The organism is Cytobacillus sp. FSL M8-0252 (genome assembly GCF_038007345.1).
Classification (GTDB): Bacteria; Bacillota; Bacilli; order Bacillales; family Cytobacillaceae; genus Cytobacillus; species Cytobacillus kochii.
Map to the genome: position 1 here is coordinate 2,203,938 of NZ_JBBOWZ010000001.1, position 21,073 is coordinate 2,225,010.

Below are 21,073 nucleotides of genomic sequence, written 5' to 3' on the forward strand. Positions count from 1 at the left end.
TGAAGAAAATGTTATTAAGATATAGCTTGTAATCATAGTAGATTATTTGTGATAATATGGTGAGAAAATTGGTTACAGAGTTAATGGTTCGATTATGGGAAAAGGAAGGCTTCGTCATTACTAACAATAAGACCTTACGAATCGATACTGTATGATTGATTGCAGATATGGGATGTAAGGATTACCTATGTGCCGCAGCATTCGCTTGCTATGAAAGTACGACTTTATTAAGATATATGGTTATTGAAGATAAGATAACATCAGTAGATGTTTTCACAATGTGGAAGAAAAGCAATATGAAGGCAGATTTGCCTCATTTTTATAAAAGGTTAAAGTAGGCAAACAAAGATACATAGAAGAGAGGGAAAATAAGTGAAATTTATTCATACAGCTGATTGGCATTTAGGAAAGCTTGTTCATGGGGTTTATATGACAGAGGATCAATCATATATGCTAAAGCAATTAGTTAAGCTTGTTGAGGAGGAACAACCAGATTGTTTAGTTATAGCAGGTGACCTTTATGACCGATCTGTCCCGCCCGTTGCTGCGGTAGAATTATTAAATGAAGTATTATTCACAATCAATGTAAAATTAGGTGTCCCCATTGTGGCAATTGGTGGAAACCATGATAGTGCAGAACGATTATCATTTGGCAGTTCGTGGTATCAACAAAGTGATTTTTACTTAGCGGGAAAGCTGAAAGACACGGTTGACAGTGTGAATATTAAGGGAGTGAATTTCCATCTTGTTCCCTTTGCTGAACCAGGTCTAGTAAAATATGCTTTCAATGATGATCGGATTATCTCACATGAAGAGGCAATGAAAGCGATTATCGAAAAAATAGAAAAGAAGATGAACCATAATGAGCCAAATGTGCTCGTCGGTCATGCATTTGTACTTGGGGGAGAAACGACAGATTCAGAGCGAATATTATCTGTAGGTGGTTCGGGCTGTGTAAGTGCCCGTAACTTCGATTTATTTGATTATACAGCTCTTGGTCATTTACATAGTCCAGATGCGATATCTCATAACAAAATTAAATATGCGGGATCTTTGATGAAGTATTCTTTCTCAGAGGCAAAACAACAAAAATCGGTTTCAATTATTGAGATGAATGATAATGGTACTTTTCAATTAGAGAGAAAAAGTTTAATGCCGCTCCGAGATATGAGGGAAATTGAGGGCTATTTAGACGAGTTATTAGACGAGCGTTTTTATAGCGAGCAGAAGAAGGATGATTATATAAAAGTAACCCTATTGGATGAAGGCGCGTTGATTGACCCCATCAATAAATTAAGACAAATATACCCTAATATTCTTCATTTAGAACGAAAGCGTACTTTGCAAGATATGAAAAAGAAGACGAAATTAAATGTTTTAACTGATGAGAGAAAAAGTGAACTTGAACTATTTTCGCATTTTTATCAAGAAGTAACAACAGCTGAATTCACTGAGGATAAGCAAAATATTATTGTTGATGTAATAGAAAAAATGAGAATTGAGGGAGTTGGCCAATGAAACCACTGTTATTAACAATGCAAGCGTTTGGACCATATGCCGGTAAAGAAAAGATTGATTTTACTCAATTAGGTGGTCGTTCAATGTTTGTTATATCCGGAAAAACAGGAGCGGGAAAAACAACTATTTTTGACGGGATAACATTTGCCATTTATGGGAAGGCGAGTGGGGAAGATCGAATGGGTGCAGACTTACGTAGTCAGTTTGCAGAAGAAGAGTTAATAACGGAAGTATCGCTCACATTCACAATTAAAGAGAAACGATTCTATATTGTTCGCTCTCCTCAGCAATTGAAGAAAAAAACGAGAGGGGACGGCTTCACAACCCTTGGTGCAAAGGCTGAATTATATTCGATCTCTAATGATGGTACAAAGCAACAATTAGCTGCGAATGTTCGAGATGTAGATGAAAAGATTAAAGAAATCATGCTTATTGATAGCAACCAATTCAGGCAAATACTGATGATTCCACAAGGAGAGTTTCGTAAATTACTCACTTCAGATAGTAAAGAAAAGGAAGTCATACTGCAAAAACTATTTCATACAGAGGTATATAAAAGAATAGAAGAAAGATTAAAAGATGAAGCAGCTGAACTGCGCAAAAATGTGGAAGTGAAATTCGAGCAAAAGCAGAGAATCGCGCAGCAAATTCATGCTGTTATGAATCAGGAGTTACAGAGCGTACTAGAAGAGGATAAGCTTGAGTCTATCAATCATCATCAGTTTGTAAAACTTTTATCAGAAGAATTAGCACAAATGGAAGAAAAAATAATTGACTGGTCAAAAAAGATAAAAGAGCTTGAAAAGAGAAGTTTAGAATTTCAGCAAAAGAAAATAGAAGGAAACCGGATTATTGAACAATTCACATTAAAGGAAAGATTAACTGAAAGGTATGAACAGCTAAAAGATACTGAGGAAATAATAGCGAAGAAAGAGAAAGATTTATCATCGGCGTACAAAGCAGCTGTCTTATTCGAACAGGAACAAAATTGCCACCGTTTAAAAAAAGAAATGAATCATATTTCCGAGCAAATGCAATCAGTCCAAAGTGAAGAAAAAATCCAAAAGGAACGGCTATTACATGCAAATAAAGCATTAGAGATGGAATTGCTTCGGGAGAAAGAAAGAGAATTAGTAGAATCAGAGTGGTTGTCATTAAAAAATTTACACGATGATATCCACATCTTTGCTGACACAGAGAAAAAGGTTTCATTATTAGATCATGCAATGACTAGTAAAAAGAAAGAGATTGATAAAAGCCAACAAAAACTTCATCATTTACAGCAAGAATTAAAAAAAGTAAAAGAAGAAAAGCAAGAGCTTGAGAAAAATCAAGAACATATGCTATCAATAGAACAACAACTTCATCAACACAAATATGAAATCAAACAATTACAATCACTTATACACTCAGAGCAAGAATTAGTTATTGAAAAGCAATCTTATGAAGAGAAAGATAAATATCTGCAGAATGCAATTGCGCGCTTGAATGATAGTAAATCACTTCAGCACGAACTCGAGAAGAAGTGGATAGAAGGACAAGCAAGTATTCTAGCAAGGCAGCTTAAACAGGGTGAACCATGTCTTGTTTGTGGTTCAATTCATCATCCATCAATTGCTAATGGTCATGAAACCATTCCAACTGAGGAGGATTTAAACGCAGCTAAACATCAAGTATTAGTCGTTGAAAAGGAAAAAATAGCGGCAGAGCAAGCTTTCTACCTAGTACAATCTAAATTACAACATATCGAAAAATCAATTGGAAAACTATTAACAGAAATACAATCAGAGCATCTACATCATTTAACATTAGATAATGCAAAAGAAGTTTTAGCAGAAGTGGAAGAAAACGAAAGAAAAAAAAGGCAACAGAAAAATCAACTAGAAAAAGAAAAATCAAAGCTAAAGCAATGTCAAGAAAAAATCATTTTGTTAGAAGAAGAGGTAAGTCAGTATGCAGAAAAAACAGATACGCTTAAGCAATCTGTTGTTGATTTAAACAATGAATATATAAAGCATCATACCTCGCTGCAAAGATTGATTAAGATTATTCCAGAGGATTTACGTTCTTTACCGCAATACAAAATGGCTTTGCAAAATAAACAGGACAAATTGCAGACATTAAAAGACCAATTAAAGTTGGCAGAAGAACAGAAAGATAAAGTGGCTAAACAATTAACCATTTTGAAATCGCGTTATGAAACATTCACCCAACAACATAACCATTTACAAGGACAATTACATCAGGAAAGAACGGACTTTGTTAATCGAATGCAGGAGCAAGGCTTTCAAAGTTATAGTGAATATGCCAATGCGCAAATTTCAGAAGAGCTTAGGGAACAAATTGCTCAAGAGATACGTTCGTATCGTGAAGAATTTCGTTCTGTTAATGACCGCTTAAATGAGCTGACGAAACAATTAAGAGATATAATGAAACCAGATCTAGAGCAAATTGAATTGAAAATAAATGAACTCGCTAATAAGATGCAATTTGAAAATGAGCAATACAATCAACTTATGTATAAGAAAAGAGATAATGAAAAGGCATATACACGTTTAGAAAGTCTTCATGAAGAAATTGCTGATTTAGAAGAACGTTATCGCCTCATTGGTCATTTATCCGATATTTCGAAAGGACAAAATACGTATAGATTGACGTTCGAGCGGTTCGTGTTAGCTGCTTTCTTAGATGATATCCTTATTCAAGCCAATGTTCGTTTATATAAAATGACGAACGGAAGATATGAATTAACGAGAAAAACAGATCGTTCCAAAGGGAATGTACAAAGTGGATTAGAACTACTTGTATTTGACCAGTACACAGGACAGGAAAGACATGTTAAAACATTATCAGGTGGGGAGAGTTTCAAGGCTTCTCTTGCCCTTGCACTAGGTCTTGCTGATGTGGTTCAATCACATGCAGGTGGCGTTTCGATGGAAACCATGTTCATAGATGAAGGTTTCGGTACACTTGATCCTGAATCATTAGAACAAGCCATTGAATCACTCATCGAAATACAGAGTAGCGGAAGATTAGTGGGCATTATTTCCCACGTCCCCGAATTAAAAGAAAGAATGGATGCACGCCTAGAAGTAGAGTCATCTAAAGGGGGCAGTACAACTAAGTTTATTTTTACAGCCTAAGTAATTTTGGACTCTCTTCATTGATAAGGGAGTCCTTTTTACGTAACAAAAAAGGTTTGGATTATGTAGAAACGACATCACTTCGTTTCGAATGATTTTTTTCGAGCGATTATTCACTATTATTAGGAGTTTTCGGGCGAATAGAAGTGTTTGTCTATAGTCAATTTTTCATAAAAAGAAAATACTTGTGCGAAAGCAACAGATAAGAGTATGGTAAAAAAGGTAAGTACTTCACTTAGAAGCACAAAAGGTGAAAAAGGCGAGCGTATGATGTTTGAACTTTACTCTGAACGAAAGATAGAAATGAAAGCCGTGCACACAAACAAGGCTAGCCTGAGTTAATTAGGTTCAAAAACTCCTAACAAGACCCCAGCAAAAATTGTTTATGTTTTCTTTCGAAAAGCGGAATAATAGGAATCAAAGTTTAATTATTGTATAATTATTAATAATCAGAAAATAATTAAAGGGGGTGAAAAGACATGGCCGTTGCATCCTTCACTCGAACGAGCGCTCATAAGCAAGAGAACCCACAATATAAAAAGTTAATTTTAGCACTCTGTTTTTGTAGCTGGTTTGTCGTTATGAACACAACAATGTTTAATATAGCCTTGCCCAATATAATAACAAACTTGCATATTACCCCGATTATCGGTTCGTGGATGGTTTCTGGATACTCCATCGCTTTTGCCATTTTTACACTCACATTTAGTCGATTATCCGATTATATTTCTATAAAAAAATTGCTCCTTATTGGACTTAGTATATTTATAAGCTCTTCGTTGGTTGGATTTTTTGCTGAAAATTTTATTATCCTTTTATGTTCACGAATCTTACAAGCGGTGGGTGCTGGGGCTGTTCCAGGATTATCTATGATCATTGCTAGTAGATATGTGCCGATATCAGAAAGAGCAAAATCAATTGCCATGATTGGTTCAGGTGCAGCATTAGGTTTTGGGTTAGGTCCAGTAGTAGGTGGGGTAGCAACACAATTTTTTGGCTGGAATTACTTATTTCTAATACCGCTAATGGTTCTTGTCTTTTTGCCTATATTAATGCAATTGTCTCCGGAAAATGAAAGAAGGGAAGGTAGCTTTGATATATTTGGTTGCTTTCTTACTAGTTGTACAACTATTGCCGCCCTTTTAACTATCTCGCAAACATCTTATTTATTCGGCGCAGTATTTGTAGGTTTAGCAATCATTACAATGTTCTATTTGATGAAGCAGAATCACCCATTTATATTTCCGCAATTACTATTAAATAAACACTATATCCGATTATTAGTCATTGGTTTATCAGGTTTTATTTTTCATTTTTCAAATTTATTTATGATGCCACTTATTTTAGGGAATTTGCATCATAAAGAGCCGATTACTATGGGTCTATTGATATTTCCAGGTGCCATCATCGCTATGCTTGCTGGACCCTATATTGGTAAGTTGATTGATTTATATGGAAGCAAGCGTTTTATTTCTCTTGGCCAATTAACATTACTGCTCGCCTCATTACTATTTGCTTTTTTACAAGCTTACAATTCGTACTTTATTATGGGTGCTTACATTTTTGCAAGTATCGGTTTTTCTATGCTAAATAGCAGCGTTGCCAATGAAACAGCCTATCTATTATCAGCAGAATTGAACAGTGCAGGTATGGGTCTGTTACAACTACTTCAATTTATTGGTGGAGGAATTGGAGTGACAATATGTGGATTATTAATGAATCTTCAGGGGGAATTGCCATTATATATTCAGTATGAACGCGTCTACTTTATGCTTGCTAGTATTCTCGTACTCGCTTTTAGCTATCAAATCATCTGTCGGAAAGTAGATATTGAAAACTAATCGTTCAAAACAATATAATAATAGAAAAAGAATTCAAGGGGACAATAGATGATGGAATTGAAGATTGATGATTTATCAGGTACAGATATTCAACAATTGATAATGGAACATTTAGAGGATATGAGTAGTCAATCACCTCCTGAAAGTACACATGCATTGAACTTAAATGGTTTAAAACAGCCTTCTGTGACCGTTTGGAGCTGCTGGGAATCTGGTCAACTTGTTGGTTGTGCTGCATTAAAAGAGCTAGACAACCAACATGGTGAGATCAAATCGATGAGAACAGCCAAAAACGCTTTACGAAAAGGGGTAGCAGGAAAACTATTAGATCATTTGCTTCATGAAGCAAAGGAGCGGGGGTACTTGCGTTTAAGTTTAGAAACAGGTTCGATGGAATCTTTTGAACCAGCTAGAAAATTGTACGAAAGTAGAGGGTTTCAATATTGCCAACCATTTGACCACTATAAGGAAGATCCCAATAGTGTGTTTATGACACGAACAATTTAGAATAAGAAAATTATTCTTGTTAGATAAATGGTTGCTAGTAAAGAATCTCTGTAATGAAACAGGTGCAAACCGAATGTGATTTGCACCTGTCTTTCTTCGCATTATGGAAATATTTTTTTAAAGGACAAAGGTGAAAATGAAAAATAAAATGTAAATGAAGATTAATAAGCCGATAATTGTAAAGGCAATAGTTGCTATTTTACTACTAGAGTATTTATTAAGAACAAACACCATCACAATATAGAGAATAAAAAAGATTAGAGCTGGTAAGAAAATAAAGAATGTTGAACTCAATTGGAAAACCCTTTCTTTTTGCAATATATGTACATTCTCTACTATCTTAAATGAAAGCTAGTAGGACATGCAATATTTCGTACAGAGCATAACCTTTTTGAGGTATTTTTAAGCGTATGATAAGTATATTCAAGACGGTTACAGAAGGAGATGTGTAAACGTGAAAAAATAGAAAGATGGAACACTGTACTGGGCAACCTCCTTTTCCATTGTTTTCTATCTTCTCTTTACTAACGAATGTGATATTGAATAATTTTCCCCCCTTATAATGAAAATTCCTGTGATCTCTTTTAAGCAGTTCAGTTCCGACCGCTTAATACACTAATTAAAGAGTGTATATTTTAAGAGCGCCAATCCTTTGTCGGTTCACACCCACAACCTCAGGCAATTATTGTTCTGTCCACTTTTGCTACCTAACAGATATGGAATCTTTGAGCAATTCCTTTCCCTCTTTTCATCAATATGTTTTTTACAGTATTATTTAATGTGGCAAAAAAGAAGTGTAAAAAATTCAGATAATTATTAACCTGTTTATTTTGTTGAGGATATTTATGGTATCATTTGTAAATAACAAAGGTCCTAAATTCTAGTTTAAAAGGAGATTTGCGCGACAATTGATATCATTACATAATTTGAAAGAATGGAAAAACCCAATCATTTTATTAATCTCACTTTCTAGTGCCCATATTGGTAGTTTTGTATATTTAGCAGCCATTAATGTATTGGTGTACAAAATAACAGATGGTTCAGCAGCGGCTGTCGCCGGTCTTTGGGTGATTTCACCAATAATCAACATGATGACAAAGTTGTGGACAGGTAGTTTTATAGATTATCGTAGTAAAAAGAAAATCGTGATGATTACTTATGTTTTACGTGCTTTATTAATTGTAACCATGTTCTTCGCAACGAAAATAACCTACTTGTATCTTATTTTAATTGCTTTAAGTGTGGCCCAATCATTTTTTGTCCCTGCGTCAGTAACCTATTCAACGATGATAGTCCCTGTTGAGAAAAGAAAAAAGTTCAATACATTCCGTTCGGTCACATCATCTAGTGCTTTTATTATTGGGCCAGCGATAGCTGGTGTATTTATCTTGTTGACAACCGTTGAGGTGACTCTTTTATTAACTAGTTTGTTTTTTGTCATCGCTGCCCTTTTTATTTGCTTTCTACCTGATGTGGATAAGAAGAAGATGGAGATCCCTCGATTAACAGTTAACAGAATAAAGGAAGATTTTACCCTTGTTTTTAGCTTCTTAAAAAAAGAGAAATATGTCAGCTTTGTCTACTTAGGTTATTTATATCTGGTAATTATTTCCTATATTATGGATGCGCAAGAGGTCGCTTTTATTCAAACAGTAGTCGGCCTTTCTGAGACTGATTATAGCTTTCTTTTGAGTATTACAGGTATAGGATCGGTTGGTGGCGCTTTAGTATTAACCATGATGGCAAATAGACTATCAATCCGATCAATGATTGCTTGTGGAATGTTCATGATGGCTATTGGATATGTTATCTACTCATTATCCACGTCATTTACGGCTGTGATGAGCAGTTTTATTCTATTAGGTTTTTTTAATAGTTTCTTAAATGCTGGAGCCTTAACTTTTTACCAAAATAATATCCCTGTAGAAATGATGGGCAGAGTGACAAGTATCTTTCAATTGCTGCAAAGTATGTTACAAGTAGGTTATTTAAGTATCATTATACTAATGACTCATCTCATTCCATTAAAAAATATTATCATTACATTGAGTTTGCTCCTATTTGCATTCACTTGCCTTTATGTTGTAGTTATTTTTCGCTATTCTTTTCAACGTTATTTTACAGAAAAAGGTGAGGAGATGTCTGCTGATGAATAACAGCAAATGGCTATGCTTGTATACAACTTTTCTGCAAACAGTTTTATTTGCTACCTAAGAGTGAAAGGAGTATGATGTGTTATAAGAATATTCAGTTTATTATAAGGGGGATTATATGGGAAAAACGGCTTTATCATGGAGTGGGGGGAAGGACGCTTGCTTGGTATTAGACTACTTATTGGCTAATGGAATAAGTGTTGAAGTATTGATTACAACAAAACAACCATCTGAAAAAAGGACATACGGTCATGGAGAAAAAACAAATCTGTTAGTAAAACAAAGTGAATCATTAGGTATACCCATTCATTTTATTGATACAGACATAAATAATTATACAGATAGATTTGTAGAAGAATTAAAGCAACTGAAGTTAAAATATGATTTAGAGGCTATTGCATTTGGGGACATTTATTTTACGCCCCATAAAGATTGGGGAGAGAAGCTTGCTTCAACAGTCGGGTTACAGGCTATTTATCCATTATGGAGAAAAAAAGAAGAAGTAGATGCACTTCTAAAATCGTTTATTCAGCGTGGTTATAGAGCTAAAGTGATAAGAGTCCGTCCGGATTGTTTATCTGATAGTTGGCTAGGCAGAGAGATTGATGATGAATTTTTTCAGAAGATTAAGTTAGAAGAAGTCTGTCCGATGGGAGAAGCAGGAGAATATCATAGCTTTGTTTATGATGGACCGATTTTTTCTAAAGCGGTTTCACTCCTTACTAAGGAAACAGTGTTATGGGAAGGATCTAAGAAGGTTGATTACCATTTAAGTCATGATGGGGAGGTAGAAGTATGAAAATAGGTGTGGCTGGGGCAGGAGCAGTTGGAAGTTTGTTTGGGGCATTACTTGCAAATGCTCATCATGAAGTGACCTTTCTTGCCAGAGGTAAGCATTTAACTAGGTTGCAAGAGAGGGGCATAAAAGTAGTTACTGAGCAATATCCTATCCTTAACTTAAATAATGAGCAAACGATTTTCACTAATGACATACATGCGTTAGCTTCAGTAGACATCCTTCTATTTTGTGTGAAGTCTACTGATACGAAAAAGTTAGCTGATAGCCTAAAGGGTATTATTAAAGATGAGACAATGATCGTAACGATGCAAAATGGGGTGGATAATGAAGAAATATTGGCACGTAGTCTAACGAATAATAAAATTTTTTCTTGTGCGACTTATGTGCAAGCAAGTATAACTGAACCAGGCTGTGTGAAAGAATCGGGGTCACATCAATTATTAATAGGTGCATTACAAAAAGAAGATAGCAATCAAGCGAGAAAAATGGTTGATTTATTTCAAAGAGCAGGAATAAGTGCAAAATTCACAGAAGAAATTCTTAACCATAAGTGGAAAAAGCTTCTTTGGAATATTACCTTTAATCCGTTGTCGGCTATAACAAAAGCAACAATTGGCGAAATATTAGAGAGTGTGGAATTAAGTGCTTTGGCGAAAAACGTGGCAGCAGAAGCCGTTTCTGTGGCAGCCAGACAAGGTTATCCATTTGATAAAGAAAAAGTGATTCAGTCTATTTTTAAAAAAGCGGCCTATGCCAAAGATCATCAGACATCTATGCTACAAGACCGGTTAAATGGTAAGGCAATGGAATACGAATCGATGTGTGGGTATGTTCTTAAACTTGCCCATGAAACAAAAATAGAAGTGCCAACGATTATGTCTTTATATAGTATATTGAAATTTTGGGACGAAAAAGAAAGAAGAAAGGACTACGGATATGTTGAAATCTTATAAACATGAAGGTGTGATTTGCGCCGAAGGGAATTTATTGAAGAATAGTAAAATTTCAAGAAAAATATTTTCTTTTATTATCGACGGTTTGGTGATTGATACTGGGCCGTATTCGATGTCATCTGCCTTCACTCAATTTTATCAATCCTATTTTGTTGATCAGGTCGTTTTAACACATAGCCATGAAGATCATTCTGGCAATGCCTCGTGGTTTGCCAAACAACAAATTCCTATTTTTTGTCATCGGTTAGGGGTAGAGATTTGTTCTGAAGAGGCGCCATACCCCTTATATAGGCAAAAAACATGGGGAGCAAGAAAAGCGTTTCCTGCTTATCCATTATCGCAAAAAGTTTCGTCAAGACAGCTTGATTGGGAGATAATAGAGACACCTGGTCATGCGGATGACCATGTGGCCCTATTTTGCCGCAATAAAGGGATAATGTTTACAGGTGATTTATATGTTCAGCCTCATACAAAGATTGCGATGGATACAGAATCCATTCCGGAAATAATGCAATCAATAAAAAAATTGTTAACTTATGACTTTGAGGCAATGTTTTGTTCTCATTCAGGGTATTTTCCTCATGGTAAAGAACAATTGCAAGCGAAATTGAATTATTTAGAGGATCTCAGTGGTGAAATCATGCAATTGTATCTTGAAGGAAAAAGTGTTTTAGAGATTCAGCAATTACTTTTTCCAAAGCACTATCAAATGATCGCGTTATCAAATGGTGAATGGGATACGCTTCATATTGTTACTTCTATCATTAATGGCAATCAAGAAAAATTCAAAAAATCATCAGTTTAGTCTTGGCAAGAGAAAAAATCTCTGATATTATAATGAATATTAAAAACATACTGACTAGTCAGATAATATTTTATGTTTTTATTACTCCATGACACATTTCCATTCAACTACTAAGAACTTTGCAAAATTACTGCGTGGTTTGGCTGTAGACACTTCTTTGTTTTAAGTTCCGTTACCTCTGCCAAACGTTTTTATCAAAAAATGAAAGCGTTTCCTAACTAATACGTTCAATGAAATTTAACACCATTGTTCTAAGCCGGTTGTAAAGTGAATAGATTCATAATGTCATTTATAGGTGGCTACTCTATGCTTCGCTACAGGCAAGAGTCAAACAAAATGATCATGTTGTTATTAATAATGTGAAAAAACTAACCGGTTAGTATGTAAAGAAGTTCTAACATACTAACTAGTTAGTATAAATAAATAGATAGAGGTGAAAAGAATGGATTTACGGTTAACAGAAGAACAAAAAATGGTACAACAAACCATTAGAAAGTTTGTGGAGAAAGAATTAATTCCGCTAGAAAATGAAGTGTTAAAGAATGAACGAGAAGGAAAGCCAAGCCTTTCTAAAGAAGTGCAGAAGAAACTACAGTTAAAAGCAAAGGAAGCAGGTTTTTGGGGAATTAACACACCTGAGGAATACGGTGGAGCTGATTTGGGACAAATGATGCAAGCCATTGTTTGTATTGAAGTAGCTAAAACGTTTGTGCCATTTAGTTTTGGTGGATCTGCTGACAACATTCTTTATTATGCTAATGAAGAACAAAAACAAAATTATTTAATTCCGACGATAAATGGTGAGAAAAAATCTTGTTTCGCTATGACTGAACCTGGAGCAGGATCTGATACGCAAAATATTCGCATGACAGCAGTGAAAGATGGAGATGAGTGGGTTCTAAATGGTGAGAAAACTTTCATTACTGGTGGTAATGAAGCAGATTTCGTAATGGTCATCGCGATAACGGATAAGGAGTTACATAAGAAAACAAAGGGTAGAGATGGTGTCACTTGTTTTATCGCTGACCGTGAAATGGGCTGGAAATCAGAATTTATCCATACGATGGGTGAATGGGGACCAGCTGGACTTGTATTTGATAATGTACGAGTGCCAGAGAAGAATATACTAGGTGAATTGCATGGTGGTTATAAACTTGGCCTTGAATGGATTGGATTTGCTCGTTGGATAGTAGGAGCAAGAGCAGTTGGAGCAGCAGAGAGACTATTGCAAATGGCATTAGATTATGCAAAAGAACGAGAAACTTTTGGGAAACCAATTGCTGAGAGACAGGCAATTCAATGGCAAATTGCCGATTCAGCCGTTGAAATTGAGGCAGCTAAGTGGCTAGCTTTAAATGCTGCATTTACTTTGGATCAAGGGGAAGATAATCGACACTATGCATCAATGGCAAAACTTTATGGGTCTAATATGGGGAACAGAGTCGTGGACCGCGTATTACAAATTCATGGTGGCATGGGGTATACAAGAGAGCTTCCGATTGAGAGATGGTACCGCGAGGCAAGACTTTGGAGAATATATGATGGCACAGATGAAATCCAACGTATGATTATCTCAAGAAACTTACTGAAGGGACATGTGAAAATCGGTCAACAAATATAAAGGAATGATACAGGGGGCATATGAAAATGACAAGATTCACAGGGAAAACTGCATTTATTACTGGTGGAAGCCGAGGAATTGGTAAAGGCGTCGCTGAGCTTTTCGCACAAGAGGGGGCAAATATTGCTATTATTGATATCAATGAGGAGGCATTAGCAGAAACAGCCGCAGAATTCAAGGAAAAGGGCTATCATATCTTCGTGAAAAAAGCGAATGTTGTGGAAGCAGGCGAAGTAGAAACAGCAATGGAGGAAGTTGTGCAACAGTTTGGTACACTTGATATTTTAGTTAATAACGCTGGTATCATCCGCGATAATTTACTGTTTAAAATGACGGACGATGATTGGCAATTAGTGATGGATGTACATCTGAAGGGTTCGTTTAATGCATCGCGTGCCGCACAAAAATATATGGTCAAGCAAAACTATGGCAGAATCATTAGTATTTCTTCTACTTCTGCTCTCGGTAATAGAGGTCAGGCTAACTATGCAACAGCAAAAGCTGGTTTACAAGGGTTAACAAAAACATTAGCCATTGAACTTGGACGTTATGGTATCACAGCAAATAGTGTCGCACCTGGTTTCATTGAAACAGAGATGACAAAGGCTACAGCAGAAAGAGTAGGGGTACCTTTTGCAGACTTTGTAAATGGAGCGATTGCGGCTATACCGGTTGCGAGAAGCGGAAAACCTGCGGATATCGCAAATGCAGTTGCTTTTTTTGCAGATGAGAAATCATCATTTGTGAACGGTCAAGTAATCTATGTTGCGGGCGGTCCAAAAAATTAAAATAGGAGTTGATACACAGGATGTACACGGATGTGATCGGCAAAGTATCAGATAAGGTGAAGAATACTGTTGAACGAGGGTTAGTCAAACGGTTCGCGCAATCGATTGGCGACCCCCATCCCATTTTTATTGACGAAGAATATGGAAAGAGAAGTAAGTATGGCACAAATATTGCGCCACCTACTTTTCCACGTGTGTTTGAATCGGGCACAATTGAAGAGTTACAGCTTCCTAAAAAAGGTTTGATTCATGGTGAGCAAAGGTTTCATTATGAAAGACCTCTCCTAGTTGGAGAAGATGTTTATGTTTGGACCGAAGTAAAGGATTATTATGAAAAGAAAGGGAGCAATGGTTTAATGGGTTTTCTTTCCGTAGTGAAGTATGGGGAAGATAAGGATGGGAAGCTCATTTTTAAAGAAGAAGCCATTACCATCATTACAGAAGCTGTGAGAAAGGCGATGAGTGTATGAGTAATATCTTGACATTAGAAAAAGGAAAAACATTGTCAGAAACCTTAGCGCCTGTATCGAGAATGGACTTAATAAAGTATTCAGGTGCATCTGGAGATTTTAACCCCATTCATACAGTTGATGAGGAAGCAAAGAAAACGGGACTTCCTGGAATTATCGCTCATGGCATGTGGACAATGGGTAATTTGGCCAAATTATTCACACCATATTATGAAGAAGGGTTTATAAAGGATTATCGCATTCGTTTTTCAGGTATGGTCTTCATTGATGATGTGATTACACTGGTTGCTACAGTGACTGCTGAAGAGGAGCAGGAAATTGCATTTGAGGTGAAAGCAGTCAATCAAGCAGGGAAGGCAGTTTTAAAAGGTGATGTCACGTTTGTTAAAACAAATGGATAAGAGGAGGTGCGGGTAATGAATTTTGAATATTCGGACAAAGTAAAGCGTTTACAAGCAAAAATTAGTGATTTCATGGATCAATATGTTTTTCCAAATGAGAAAACCTATATGGAGCAAATAAGTAAGGAAAATCGATTTAGTACCCATCCAACCATTATGGAGGAACTAAAAGCAAAAGCAAAAGCAGAAGGATTATGGAATTTATTTTTACCGGATAGCGAAGATGGTGCAGGTTTAAGCAATATCGAATACGCTCCATTATGTGAGTTAATGGGGAGGTCATCTATAGGAGCTGAAGTATTTAACTGTGCAGCACCAGATACAGGTAATATGGAAGTATTAGTACGCTACGGAACGGATGAACATAAGGAAAAGTGGCTAAAGCCATTACTAAACGGTGAAATACGCTCTTGTTTTTCCATGACTGAACCGAATGTGGCCTCATCTGATGCGACCAATATCGAATCCAGCATTATTCGTGATGGAGATGAGTATGTCATTAATGGAACAAAGTGGTGGTCATCAGGGGCAGGTGATCCTAGATGTAAAATTGCCATTGTCATGGGTAAAAACGATCCAAACGCCGAAAAACATAAACAACAATCGATGATATTAGTCCCACTTGATACACCAGGTGTAAAAATCAAACGCACATTAAATGTGTTTGGTTACGATCATGCTCCTCATGGTCATGCAGAAATTGAATATAACAATGTAAGAGTCCCTGCTAGTAATATGCTACTAGGTGAAGGGAGAGGCTTTGAAATTGCACAAGGCAGATTAGGACCAGGGCGCATTCATCATTGCATGAGAACGATTGGGGCAGCGGAAAGAGCATTATCCATTCTTTGTGAGCGTGTCCAAGAGCGCATTGCCTTTGGCAAAACATTAGCAGAACAAGGTGTTATTCAAGAATGGATTGCTGAAGCTAGAATGAATATAGAACAATCTCGTTTACTTACATTGAAAGCTGCTTATATGATGGACACTGTTGGAAATAAAGCTGCCAAAACAGAGATAGCCATGATTAAGGTAGTCGCACCAAATGTGGCACTTCAAGTTATTGATCACGCCATTCAAGCACTAGGTGCAAAAGGAGTAAGTCAAGATACACCGCTTGCTGCAAGTTGGGCGAATATTCGAACATTACGATTAGCAGACGGTCCAGATGAAGTCCATAAAAGAGCGATTGCAAGACAAGAGTTAAAAAAATATAAAAAAGTAGCACAGGGGGTCCAATAATGCATGTAAAAGAACTGTTCGATCTATCTGGAAAAACAGCTATTGTCACTGGGGGCGGAAGAGGATTAGGTGAACAAATTGCTGAAGGGTTTGCAGAAGCTGGAGCAAACATCGTGTTATGTTCCAGGAAAAAAGAGAATTGTGATGAAGTGGCCGATCGTTTAAAGGAACTTGGTGTTGAAGTACTGACTTTTAAATGTGATATTACTAATCCAGAAGAAGTGCAAACAGTCGTCGATGAAACGATTCAGCGTTTTGGAAAGATTGATATTCTTGTCAATAATAGTGGGGCAACATGGGGGGCACCAGTAGAAGAAATGCCTCTAGAAGCCTTTCAAAAAGTAGTCAATGTAAATGTTGTAGGCACATTTCTAATGTCACAAGCTGTTGGTAAAGCAATGCTGGTTGAAAAACAAGGGAAAATCATTAATATAGCTTCTGTTGCTGGACTTAAGGGGTCAAATCCAGAGTTAATGGACGCAATTGGATATAATTCAAGTAAGGGTGGTGTTATTTCTTTTACAAAAGATTTGGCTGTGAAATGGGGACCAAGAGGCATTCATGTCAATGCGATTGCACCTGGGTTTTTCCCAACAAAAATGTCCAAGGTTCTTATTGAAAGAAATAGCGATCGCTTCTTACAGAGGACACCACTTAGGAAATTTGGTTCCGACTCTGATTTAAAAGGAGTGGCTCTATTTTTAGCCAGTGGTGCGTCCGATTTCATTACTGGTGAAACAATTGCGGTAGATGGTGGAACAACGGCGATGTAAAGAGAAGGGGATGGGTGAAATGGGTAATAGAGAAGCAGTAATCGTTTCAGCTGTACGCACAGCGATTGGTAGGCAGGGAGGTGCTCTTGCCTCCGTTCCAGCTCACGTATTTGGTGGCGAAGTTATAAAGGCAGCAGTAGAGCGGGCGCAAGTGAATGTGGGAGAGATTGATGATGTGATTTTTGGTAATGTGCTAAGTGGTGGGGGAAATATTGCTAGATTATCAAGTCTTCAATCAGGTCTTTCTCTTAATCTACCTGGCTTAACAATAGACCGCCAATGCGGATCAGGTATGAATGCTGTTGCACTTGCTGCAGTAATGATTAAAGCCGGTGAGGGAGATGTCTATATTGCAGGTGGAGTAGAAAGTATGTCAAGGGCACCTTACTTGATGGATCGGGCTGATCAACCGTATAGTCCAAGACCCCCTCAATTTAGAAAATCACGACTTTCACCTGATGAAGTTGGAGATCCTCCTATGGGGATAACAGCAGAAAATTTAGTAGAAAAATATGATATTTCTCGTCAAGAGCAAGATGAATATGCCAATCGTAGTCAAGCAAGAATGGCTAAGGCGATGGCAGAAGGCCGTTTTAATGAACAAATTGTTCCGATAAAGATTCCTACTAGAAAAGGTGAGCCGATTACTTTTAATGAGGATGAACACCCAAGACCACAAACGAATATAGAGGGGTTAGCTAAACTTAAACCTGCATTTAAGCAAGCTGGCAGTGTGACAGCCGGTAACAGTTCAGGCTTAAATGATGCGGCTTCGGCGCTTGTTATCATGTCAAGAGAAAAAGCGAATTCACTCGGTTTACGTCCATTAGCCGTCATAAAAGAATCAACTGTCGCTGGTGTTGACCCTAATATTATGGGAATAGGTCCTGTACCTGCTGTTAGAAAACTATTAAAGAAAACTGGAAAAACACTTGAAGATATTGATTTAATTGAATTGAATGAAGCATTCGCCGCACAAGTCATTGCTTGTGACAGGGAGTTATCATTCAATCCTGAAAAGTTGAATGTGAATGGCGGAGCGATTGCTCATGGTCATCCATTAGGCGCAACAGGTGCCATACTTGTTACGAAAGCAGTGTATGAATTGCAACGGTCACTGAGCCAGACGGCTTTAATTACCGCTTGTATTGGTGGAGGTCAAGGGATTGCCCTTCTCATTGAAAGAGAACTAGTCTAAGAATAGGCATAGTCATAGTCAGGAGGGCTTTTAGTGAAAAATCAAATTTTAAAGAAAAGCATCGATTTGTTTGATGATAAAGGCTTTAAGGAAACGACCATTCAAGATATTGTCGATCAACTCGATGTGACGAAAGGTACTTTTTATTATTATTTCAACAGTAAGCAGGAAGTATTAAGGGATATCCATTTAGAATATATCGAGGGTTTATTACAAGAACAAGAGGAAATCTTACAAAATCAAACATTAAGTAATAAAGAAAAGCTCTACGAAAACATTTATTTAACATTAAGTAAGATTGACACCCAGGGAAAAGAAGCACGAATTGTGCATCGGGAGTTAAGGCATTTACATGAAGATCATGTCAAACAAATTAAATTAAAGAGAAAAGAATATCGATTAAATTTTGAAAAAATTATTGATGAAGGTAAAAAGACAAGAGAGTTTAGTAATCATATTCGAACGGATATTCTTGCATTCGGATTTTTAGGAATGACGAATTATAGCTATTATTGGTTTCGCACAGATGGTGAACTAACGGATAAGGAATTAGCACGATTTTATACCGAAATTATTTTAAAAGGTATTGAAGAAGTGCCTGTTAAAGAGGGGATTTGATGATGCATAAAAAACATCAAATAGAGGTGTATGTACGGTTTAGTGAAACCGATGCTGTTGGCCATGTCAATAATACAAGTTATTTTCTTTATTTTGAAGAGGCAAGAACGAAATTATTTTATGAGATTTTACCTAATAGAAATAAACAAAGTAGTATGATTTTGGCTTCTATTCATTGTGATTATGTTGCCCCAGCTTTCGCAGGTGAGGAACTAGTTGTGACTACTGAGGTTAGCAATATTGGCCGTAAAAGCTTTGAATTACAGCATTTATTGACAAAGAAGATGGATGGGAAATTGGTTGCTAAAGCAAGTTGTGTCACTGTGTGTTATAACTTCATAGATGATCATTCTATTTTGATTCCAGAACATTTAAGGGATAACTTAAAAAAATATCAGCCTCTCGCATTACTAAGTAAAACAGAGGAGGGTGTTCATGACTTCTGATACAATTCCCATTCGAGAAGGTGAAGGGCTTGATGTTCATCGCTTAGAACAATATTTAAAAGCAAATATAGAAGAAATACCTAACAAACCATTAGAAATCTCCCAATTTAGTGCAGGTAAATCAAATCTAACCTATCAATTAAAAGCTGGCAACTGGGAAGCTGTGTTAAGAAGACCGCCTATGGGACCAGTAGCACCTAAAGCGCATGATATGGAAAGAGAATATAAAGTACTACAGGAAATCCACCCTTTTTTCAATCAAGCACCGAAGCCTTTTATTTACAGTGATAAAGAACTTTTAGGTGCACCATTCTTTATTATGGAAAGAAAAAAAGGGGTGGTGATAGACGATTCCCTCCCTATTCCCGATGGTGACAGTACTTATGATGTAGGTCAAAGAATATCACAATTGATGGTAAACACTCTTGTGCAATTACACGCTATCAATTATCAGAAGACCAAACTAAAAGAGATGACGAGACCAGCTGGGTTCATGCAAAGGCAAGTAGATGGCTGGATAAGCCGATATCATCGTAGTAAAACAGATGAAATTAATGGGATTGATGAACTTACAAATTGGTTAGAGTCACATCTCCCACATTCCGAAAAAACAACGATTATCCATTATGATTTTAAGCTAAATAACAGTATGTTCAATCAACAGTTAACAAGATTAATCGGTGTCTTTGATTGGGAAATGTCAACTGTTGGTGACCCGTTAGCAGATCTAGGTGTTGCCTTAAGCTACTGGCATGAAAAAAATGATTCCGATCTATTGAAGAGAGGTCTAGGAGAAGAGTCGGTGACGACAAAGCCAGGCTTCTTCACAAGAGAAGAGTTTATTCAAGCATATGCGCTAAAAAGTGGGACAGATGTCAGTCAAATTCATTATTATTTAACATTTGCTTACTTCAAACTCGCCGTTATATGTCAGCAAATTTATTATCGTTGGAAGCGCGGACAAACAAAAGACGAGCGCTTTTCTAATCTAAACTTATATGTAAATAACTTAATACAACATGCTGTAAAGACATCTAGAAGAAAATTGTGAGGTTATTGATATGGTGAAACTTCATGTAGTCATGAAAAAAGAAGAAATCGATAAAGAGAAATTAAATGGGCAGAAGGTGGTAGTTGTATTTGATATTTTGATGGCCACATCAGTTATAACAACTGCGATTCAACACGGGGCAAAGGCGGTCATACCAGTAGCGAATCAAGAGGATGCATTATATGAAGCAAGCATTCGTGAAAAAGGAACATATGTGTTAGTTGGAGAATATAACGGGCTAACGATAGACGGATTTGAATCACCCCATCCAGAAAGATTATCTAAAACTGTTGAAGGTAAGGATATCATCTTAACAACCACCAATGGAACAGTGGCCATCAAACATGCTCTTAATGCAAAGAAAGTGTATATAGCATCCCTCTTAAATGCCAAACATTCTGCTAAGGCAGTTTGTAGCGAACATCTTGATGAGACGGTAGTACTTGTTTGTTCGGGATCTTCTGGTGCATTTAATGTCGAGGACTTTTATGGAGTCGGTTATTATATTGATTGTTTAATAACTAGCAGTCATAAGGCTTGGGAAATGTCAGATACAGCACTGTGTGCCCATCAGTTTTATTTGGGTGCAAAAGAAAAAGGAACAGAATTATTAATGGCTTCACGTGTAGGTAAAATGATTGCAAATCACGGTATGAAGACGGAAGTAGCATTCGCAGCTCAAAAAGATATTTTTGCCGTTGCCCCTATTGTAACGGATGAAGGCGTAATCGGCGTTTAATAAAAAA

General features: G+C 36.7%; 19 protein-coding genes. All 19 read left to right on the top strand.

Going from position 1 to position 21,073, the window contains the following annotated elements:
- Nucleotides 1-372: 372 nt before the first annotated feature.
- The 19 genes from MKX83_RS11300 to MKX83_RS11390 all read left to right on the top strand — a co-directional run bounded on the left by MKX83_RS11300 (nt 373) and on the right by MKX83_RS11390 (nt 21,066).
- Complete coding sequence (locus tag MKX83_RS11300) at nt 373-1,518, top strand: exonuclease SbcCD subunit D (protein WP_341055363.1); 1,146 nt, start codon at nt 373-375, stop codon at nt 1,516-1,518.
- Nucleotides 1,515-4,661 carry an SMC family ATPase gene (locus MKX83_RS11305; RefSeq protein ID WP_341055365.1) on the top strand — a complete coding sequence of 1,049 codons (3,147 nt, stop codon included), beginning with the start codon at nt 1,515-1,517 and terminating at the stop codon, nt 4,659-4,661. Before MKX83_RS11300 ends, MKX83_RS11305 begins: the two co-directional genes overlap by 4 nt.
- Nucleotides 4,662-5,140: 479 nt before the next feature.
- Nucleotides 5,141-6,502 (top strand): MFS transporter, encoded by a 1,362-nt coding sequence (locus tag MKX83_RS11310; protein WP_341055367.1) that lies wholly within the window; start codon nt 5,141-5,143, stop codon nt 6,500-6,502.
- A gap of 51 nt (nt 6,503-6,553) precedes the next feature.
- Nucleotides 6,554-7,009, top strand: a complete 456-nt coding sequence (locus MKX83_RS11315; protein WP_095373699.1) for a GNAT family N-acetyltransferase — start codon at nt 6,554-6,556, stop codon at nt 7,007-7,009.
- A gap of 908 nt (nt 7,010-7,917) precedes the next feature.
- Nucleotides 7,918-9,165, top strand: coding sequence for an MFS transporter (locus MKX83_RS11320; RefSeq protein WP_341055369.1), 1,248 nt, complete (start codon nt 7,918-7,920; stop codon nt 9,163-9,165).
- 115 nt (nt 9,166-9,280) lie between these two features.
- Complete coding sequence (locus MKX83_RS11325; RefSeq protein ID WP_341055372.1) at nt 9,281-9,961, top strand: diphthine--ammonia ligase; 681 nt, start codon at nt 9,281-9,283, stop codon at nt 9,959-9,961.
- On the top strand, nt 9,958-10,914 hold the full coding sequence (locus MKX83_RS11330) for a ketopantoate reductase family protein (RefSeq protein ID WP_341055377.1): 957 nt from the start codon (nt 9,958-9,960) through the stop codon (nt 10,912-10,914). The genes MKX83_RS11325 and MKX83_RS11330 overlap by 4 nt, the downstream gene beginning before the upstream one ends.
- Nucleotides 10,898-11,719 carry an MBL fold metallo-hydrolase gene (locus MKX83_RS11335; protein WP_341055381.1) on the top strand — a complete coding sequence of 274 codons (822 nt, stop codon included), beginning with the start codon at nt 10,898-10,900 and terminating at the stop codon, nt 11,717-11,719. Before MKX83_RS11330 ends, MKX83_RS11335 begins: the two co-directional genes overlap by 17 nt.
- 442 nt (nt 11,720-12,161) lie before the next feature.
- Nucleotides 12,162-13,340 (top strand): acyl-CoA dehydrogenase family protein, encoded by a 1,179-nt coding sequence (locus MKX83_RS11340; protein WP_095373436.1) that lies wholly within the window; start codon nt 12,162-12,164, stop codon nt 13,338-13,340.
- A gap of 26 nt (nt 13,341-13,366) precedes the next feature.
- A complete protein-coding gene (gene fabG, locus MKX83_RS11345; RefSeq protein ID WP_095373435.1) occupies nt 13,367-14,128 on the top strand; it encodes a 3-oxoacyl-ACP reductase FabG in 762 nt (253 codons plus the stop codon).
- Between the two features lie 20 nt (nt 14,129-14,148).
- Nucleotides 14,149-14,598: a MaoC family dehydratase N-terminal domain-containing protein gene (locus MKX83_RS11350; protein ID WP_095373434.1), complete on the top strand. Its 450-nt coding sequence runs from the start codon at nt 14,149-14,151 to the stop codon at nt 14,596-14,598.
- The gene (locus tag MKX83_RS11355; protein ID WP_307314219.1) at nt 14,595-14,999 is read left to right on the top strand and encodes a MaoC/PaaZ C-terminal domain-containing protein; all 405 of its coding nucleotides are present in this window, start codon (nt 14,595-14,597) and stop codon (nt 14,997-14,999) included. The genes MKX83_RS11350 and MKX83_RS11355 overlap by 4 nt, the downstream gene beginning before the upstream one ends.
- A 15-nt stretch (nt 15,000-15,014) precedes the next feature.
- A complete protein-coding gene (locus tag MKX83_RS11360; RefSeq protein ID WP_341055384.1) occupies nt 15,015-16,241 on the top strand; it encodes an acyl-CoA dehydrogenase in 1,227 nt (408 codons plus the stop codon).
- Nucleotides 16,241-17,014 (top strand): SDR family oxidoreductase, encoded by a 774-nt coding sequence (locus tag MKX83_RS11365; RefSeq protein ID WP_307314214.1) that lies wholly within the window; start codon nt 16,241-16,243, stop codon nt 17,012-17,014. The genes MKX83_RS11360 and MKX83_RS11365 overlap by 1 nt, the downstream gene beginning before the upstream one ends.
- A gap of 19 nt (nt 17,015-17,033) precedes the next feature.
- A complete protein-coding gene (locus tag MKX83_RS11370) occupies nt 17,034-18,212 on the top strand; it encodes a thiolase family protein (protein WP_341055387.1) in 1,179 nt (392 codons plus the stop codon).
- Nucleotides 18,213-18,245: 33 nt separating this feature from the next.
- A complete protein-coding gene (locus MKX83_RS11375; RefSeq protein ID WP_095373429.1) occupies nt 18,246-18,830 on the top strand; it encodes a TetR/AcrR family transcriptional regulator in 585 nt (194 codons plus the stop codon).
- A 2-nt stretch (nt 18,831-18,832) separates the two neighbouring features.
- A complete protein-coding gene (locus MKX83_RS11380) occupies nt 18,833-19,276 on the top strand; it encodes an acyl-CoA thioesterase (RefSeq protein ID WP_095373697.1) in 444 nt (147 codons plus the stop codon).
- Nucleotides 19,266-20,327, top strand: coding sequence for a phosphotransferase family protein (locus MKX83_RS11385; RefSeq protein WP_307314209.1), 1,062 nt, complete (start codon nt 19,266-19,268; stop codon nt 20,325-20,327). Before MKX83_RS11380 ends, MKX83_RS11385 begins: the two co-directional genes overlap by 11 nt.
- A 10-nt stretch (nt 20,328-20,337) precedes the next feature.
- The gene (locus tag MKX83_RS11390) at nt 20,338-21,066 is read left to right on the top strand and encodes a 2-phosphosulfolactate phosphatase (RefSeq protein ID WP_341055390.1); all 729 of its coding nucleotides are present in this window, start codon (nt 20,338-20,340) and stop codon (nt 21,064-21,066) included.
- The last annotated feature ends 7 nt before the right edge of the window (nt 21,067-21,073 follow it).

Coding starts and splice junctions, on each gene's coding strand:
- MKX83_RS11310 (WP_341055367.1), top strand. CDS start 5,141: ATGGCCGTTGCATCCTTCACTCGAACGAGCGCTCATAAGCAAGAGAAC.
- MKX83_RS11380 (WP_095373697.1), top strand. CDS start 18,833: ATGCATAAAAAACATCAAATAGAGGTGTATGTACGGTTTAGTGAAACC.
- MKX83_RS11360 (WP_341055384.1), top strand. CDS start 15,015: ATGAATTTTGAATATTCGGACAAAGTAAAGCGTTTACAAGCAAAAATT.
- MKX83_RS11390 (WP_341055390.1), top strand. CDS start 20,338: ATGGTGAAACTTCATGTAGTCATGAAAAAAGAAGAAATCGATAAAGAG.
- MKX83_RS11335 (WP_341055381.1), top strand. CDS start 10,898: ATGTTGAAATCTTATAAACATGAAGGTGTGATTTGCGCCGAAGGGAAT.
- MKX83_RS11330 (WP_341055377.1), top strand. CDS start 9,958: ATGAAAATAGGTGTGGCTGGGGCAGGAGCAGTTGGAAGTTTGTTTGGG.
- fabG (WP_095373435.1), top strand. CDS start 13,367: ATGACAAGATTCACAGGGAAAACTGCATTTATTACTGGTGGAAGCCGA.
- MKX83_RS11340 (WP_095373436.1), top strand. CDS start 12,162: ATGGATTTACGGTTAACAGAAGAACAAAAAATGGTACAACAAACCATT.
- MKX83_RS11315 (WP_095373699.1), top strand. CDS start 6,554: ATGGAATTGAAGATTGATGATTTATCAGGTACAGATATTCAACAATTG.
- MKX83_RS11385 (WP_307314209.1), top strand. CDS start 19,266: ATGACTTCTGATACAATTCCCATTCGAGAAGGTGAAGGGCTTGATGTT.
- MKX83_RS11350 (WP_095373434.1), top strand. CDS start 14,149: ATGTACACGGATGTGATCGGCAAAGTATCAGATAAGGTGAAGAATACT.
- MKX83_RS11365 (WP_307314214.1), top strand. CDS start 16,241: ATGCATGTAAAAGAACTGTTCGATCTATCTGGAAAAACAGCTATTGTC.
- MKX83_RS11370 (WP_341055387.1), top strand. CDS start 17,034: ATGGGTAATAGAGAAGCAGTAATCGTTTCAGCTGTACGCACAGCGATT.
- MKX83_RS11355 (WP_307314219.1), top strand. CDS start 14,595: ATGAGTAATATCTTGACATTAGAAAAAGGAAAAACATTGTCAGAAACC.
- MKX83_RS11325 (WP_341055372.1), top strand. CDS start 9,281: ATGGGAAAAACGGCTTTATCATGGAGTGGGGGGAAGGACGCTTGCTTG.
- MKX83_RS11305 (WP_341055365.1), top strand. CDS start 1,515: ATGAAACCACTGTTATTAACAATGCAAGCGTTTGGACCATATGCCGGT.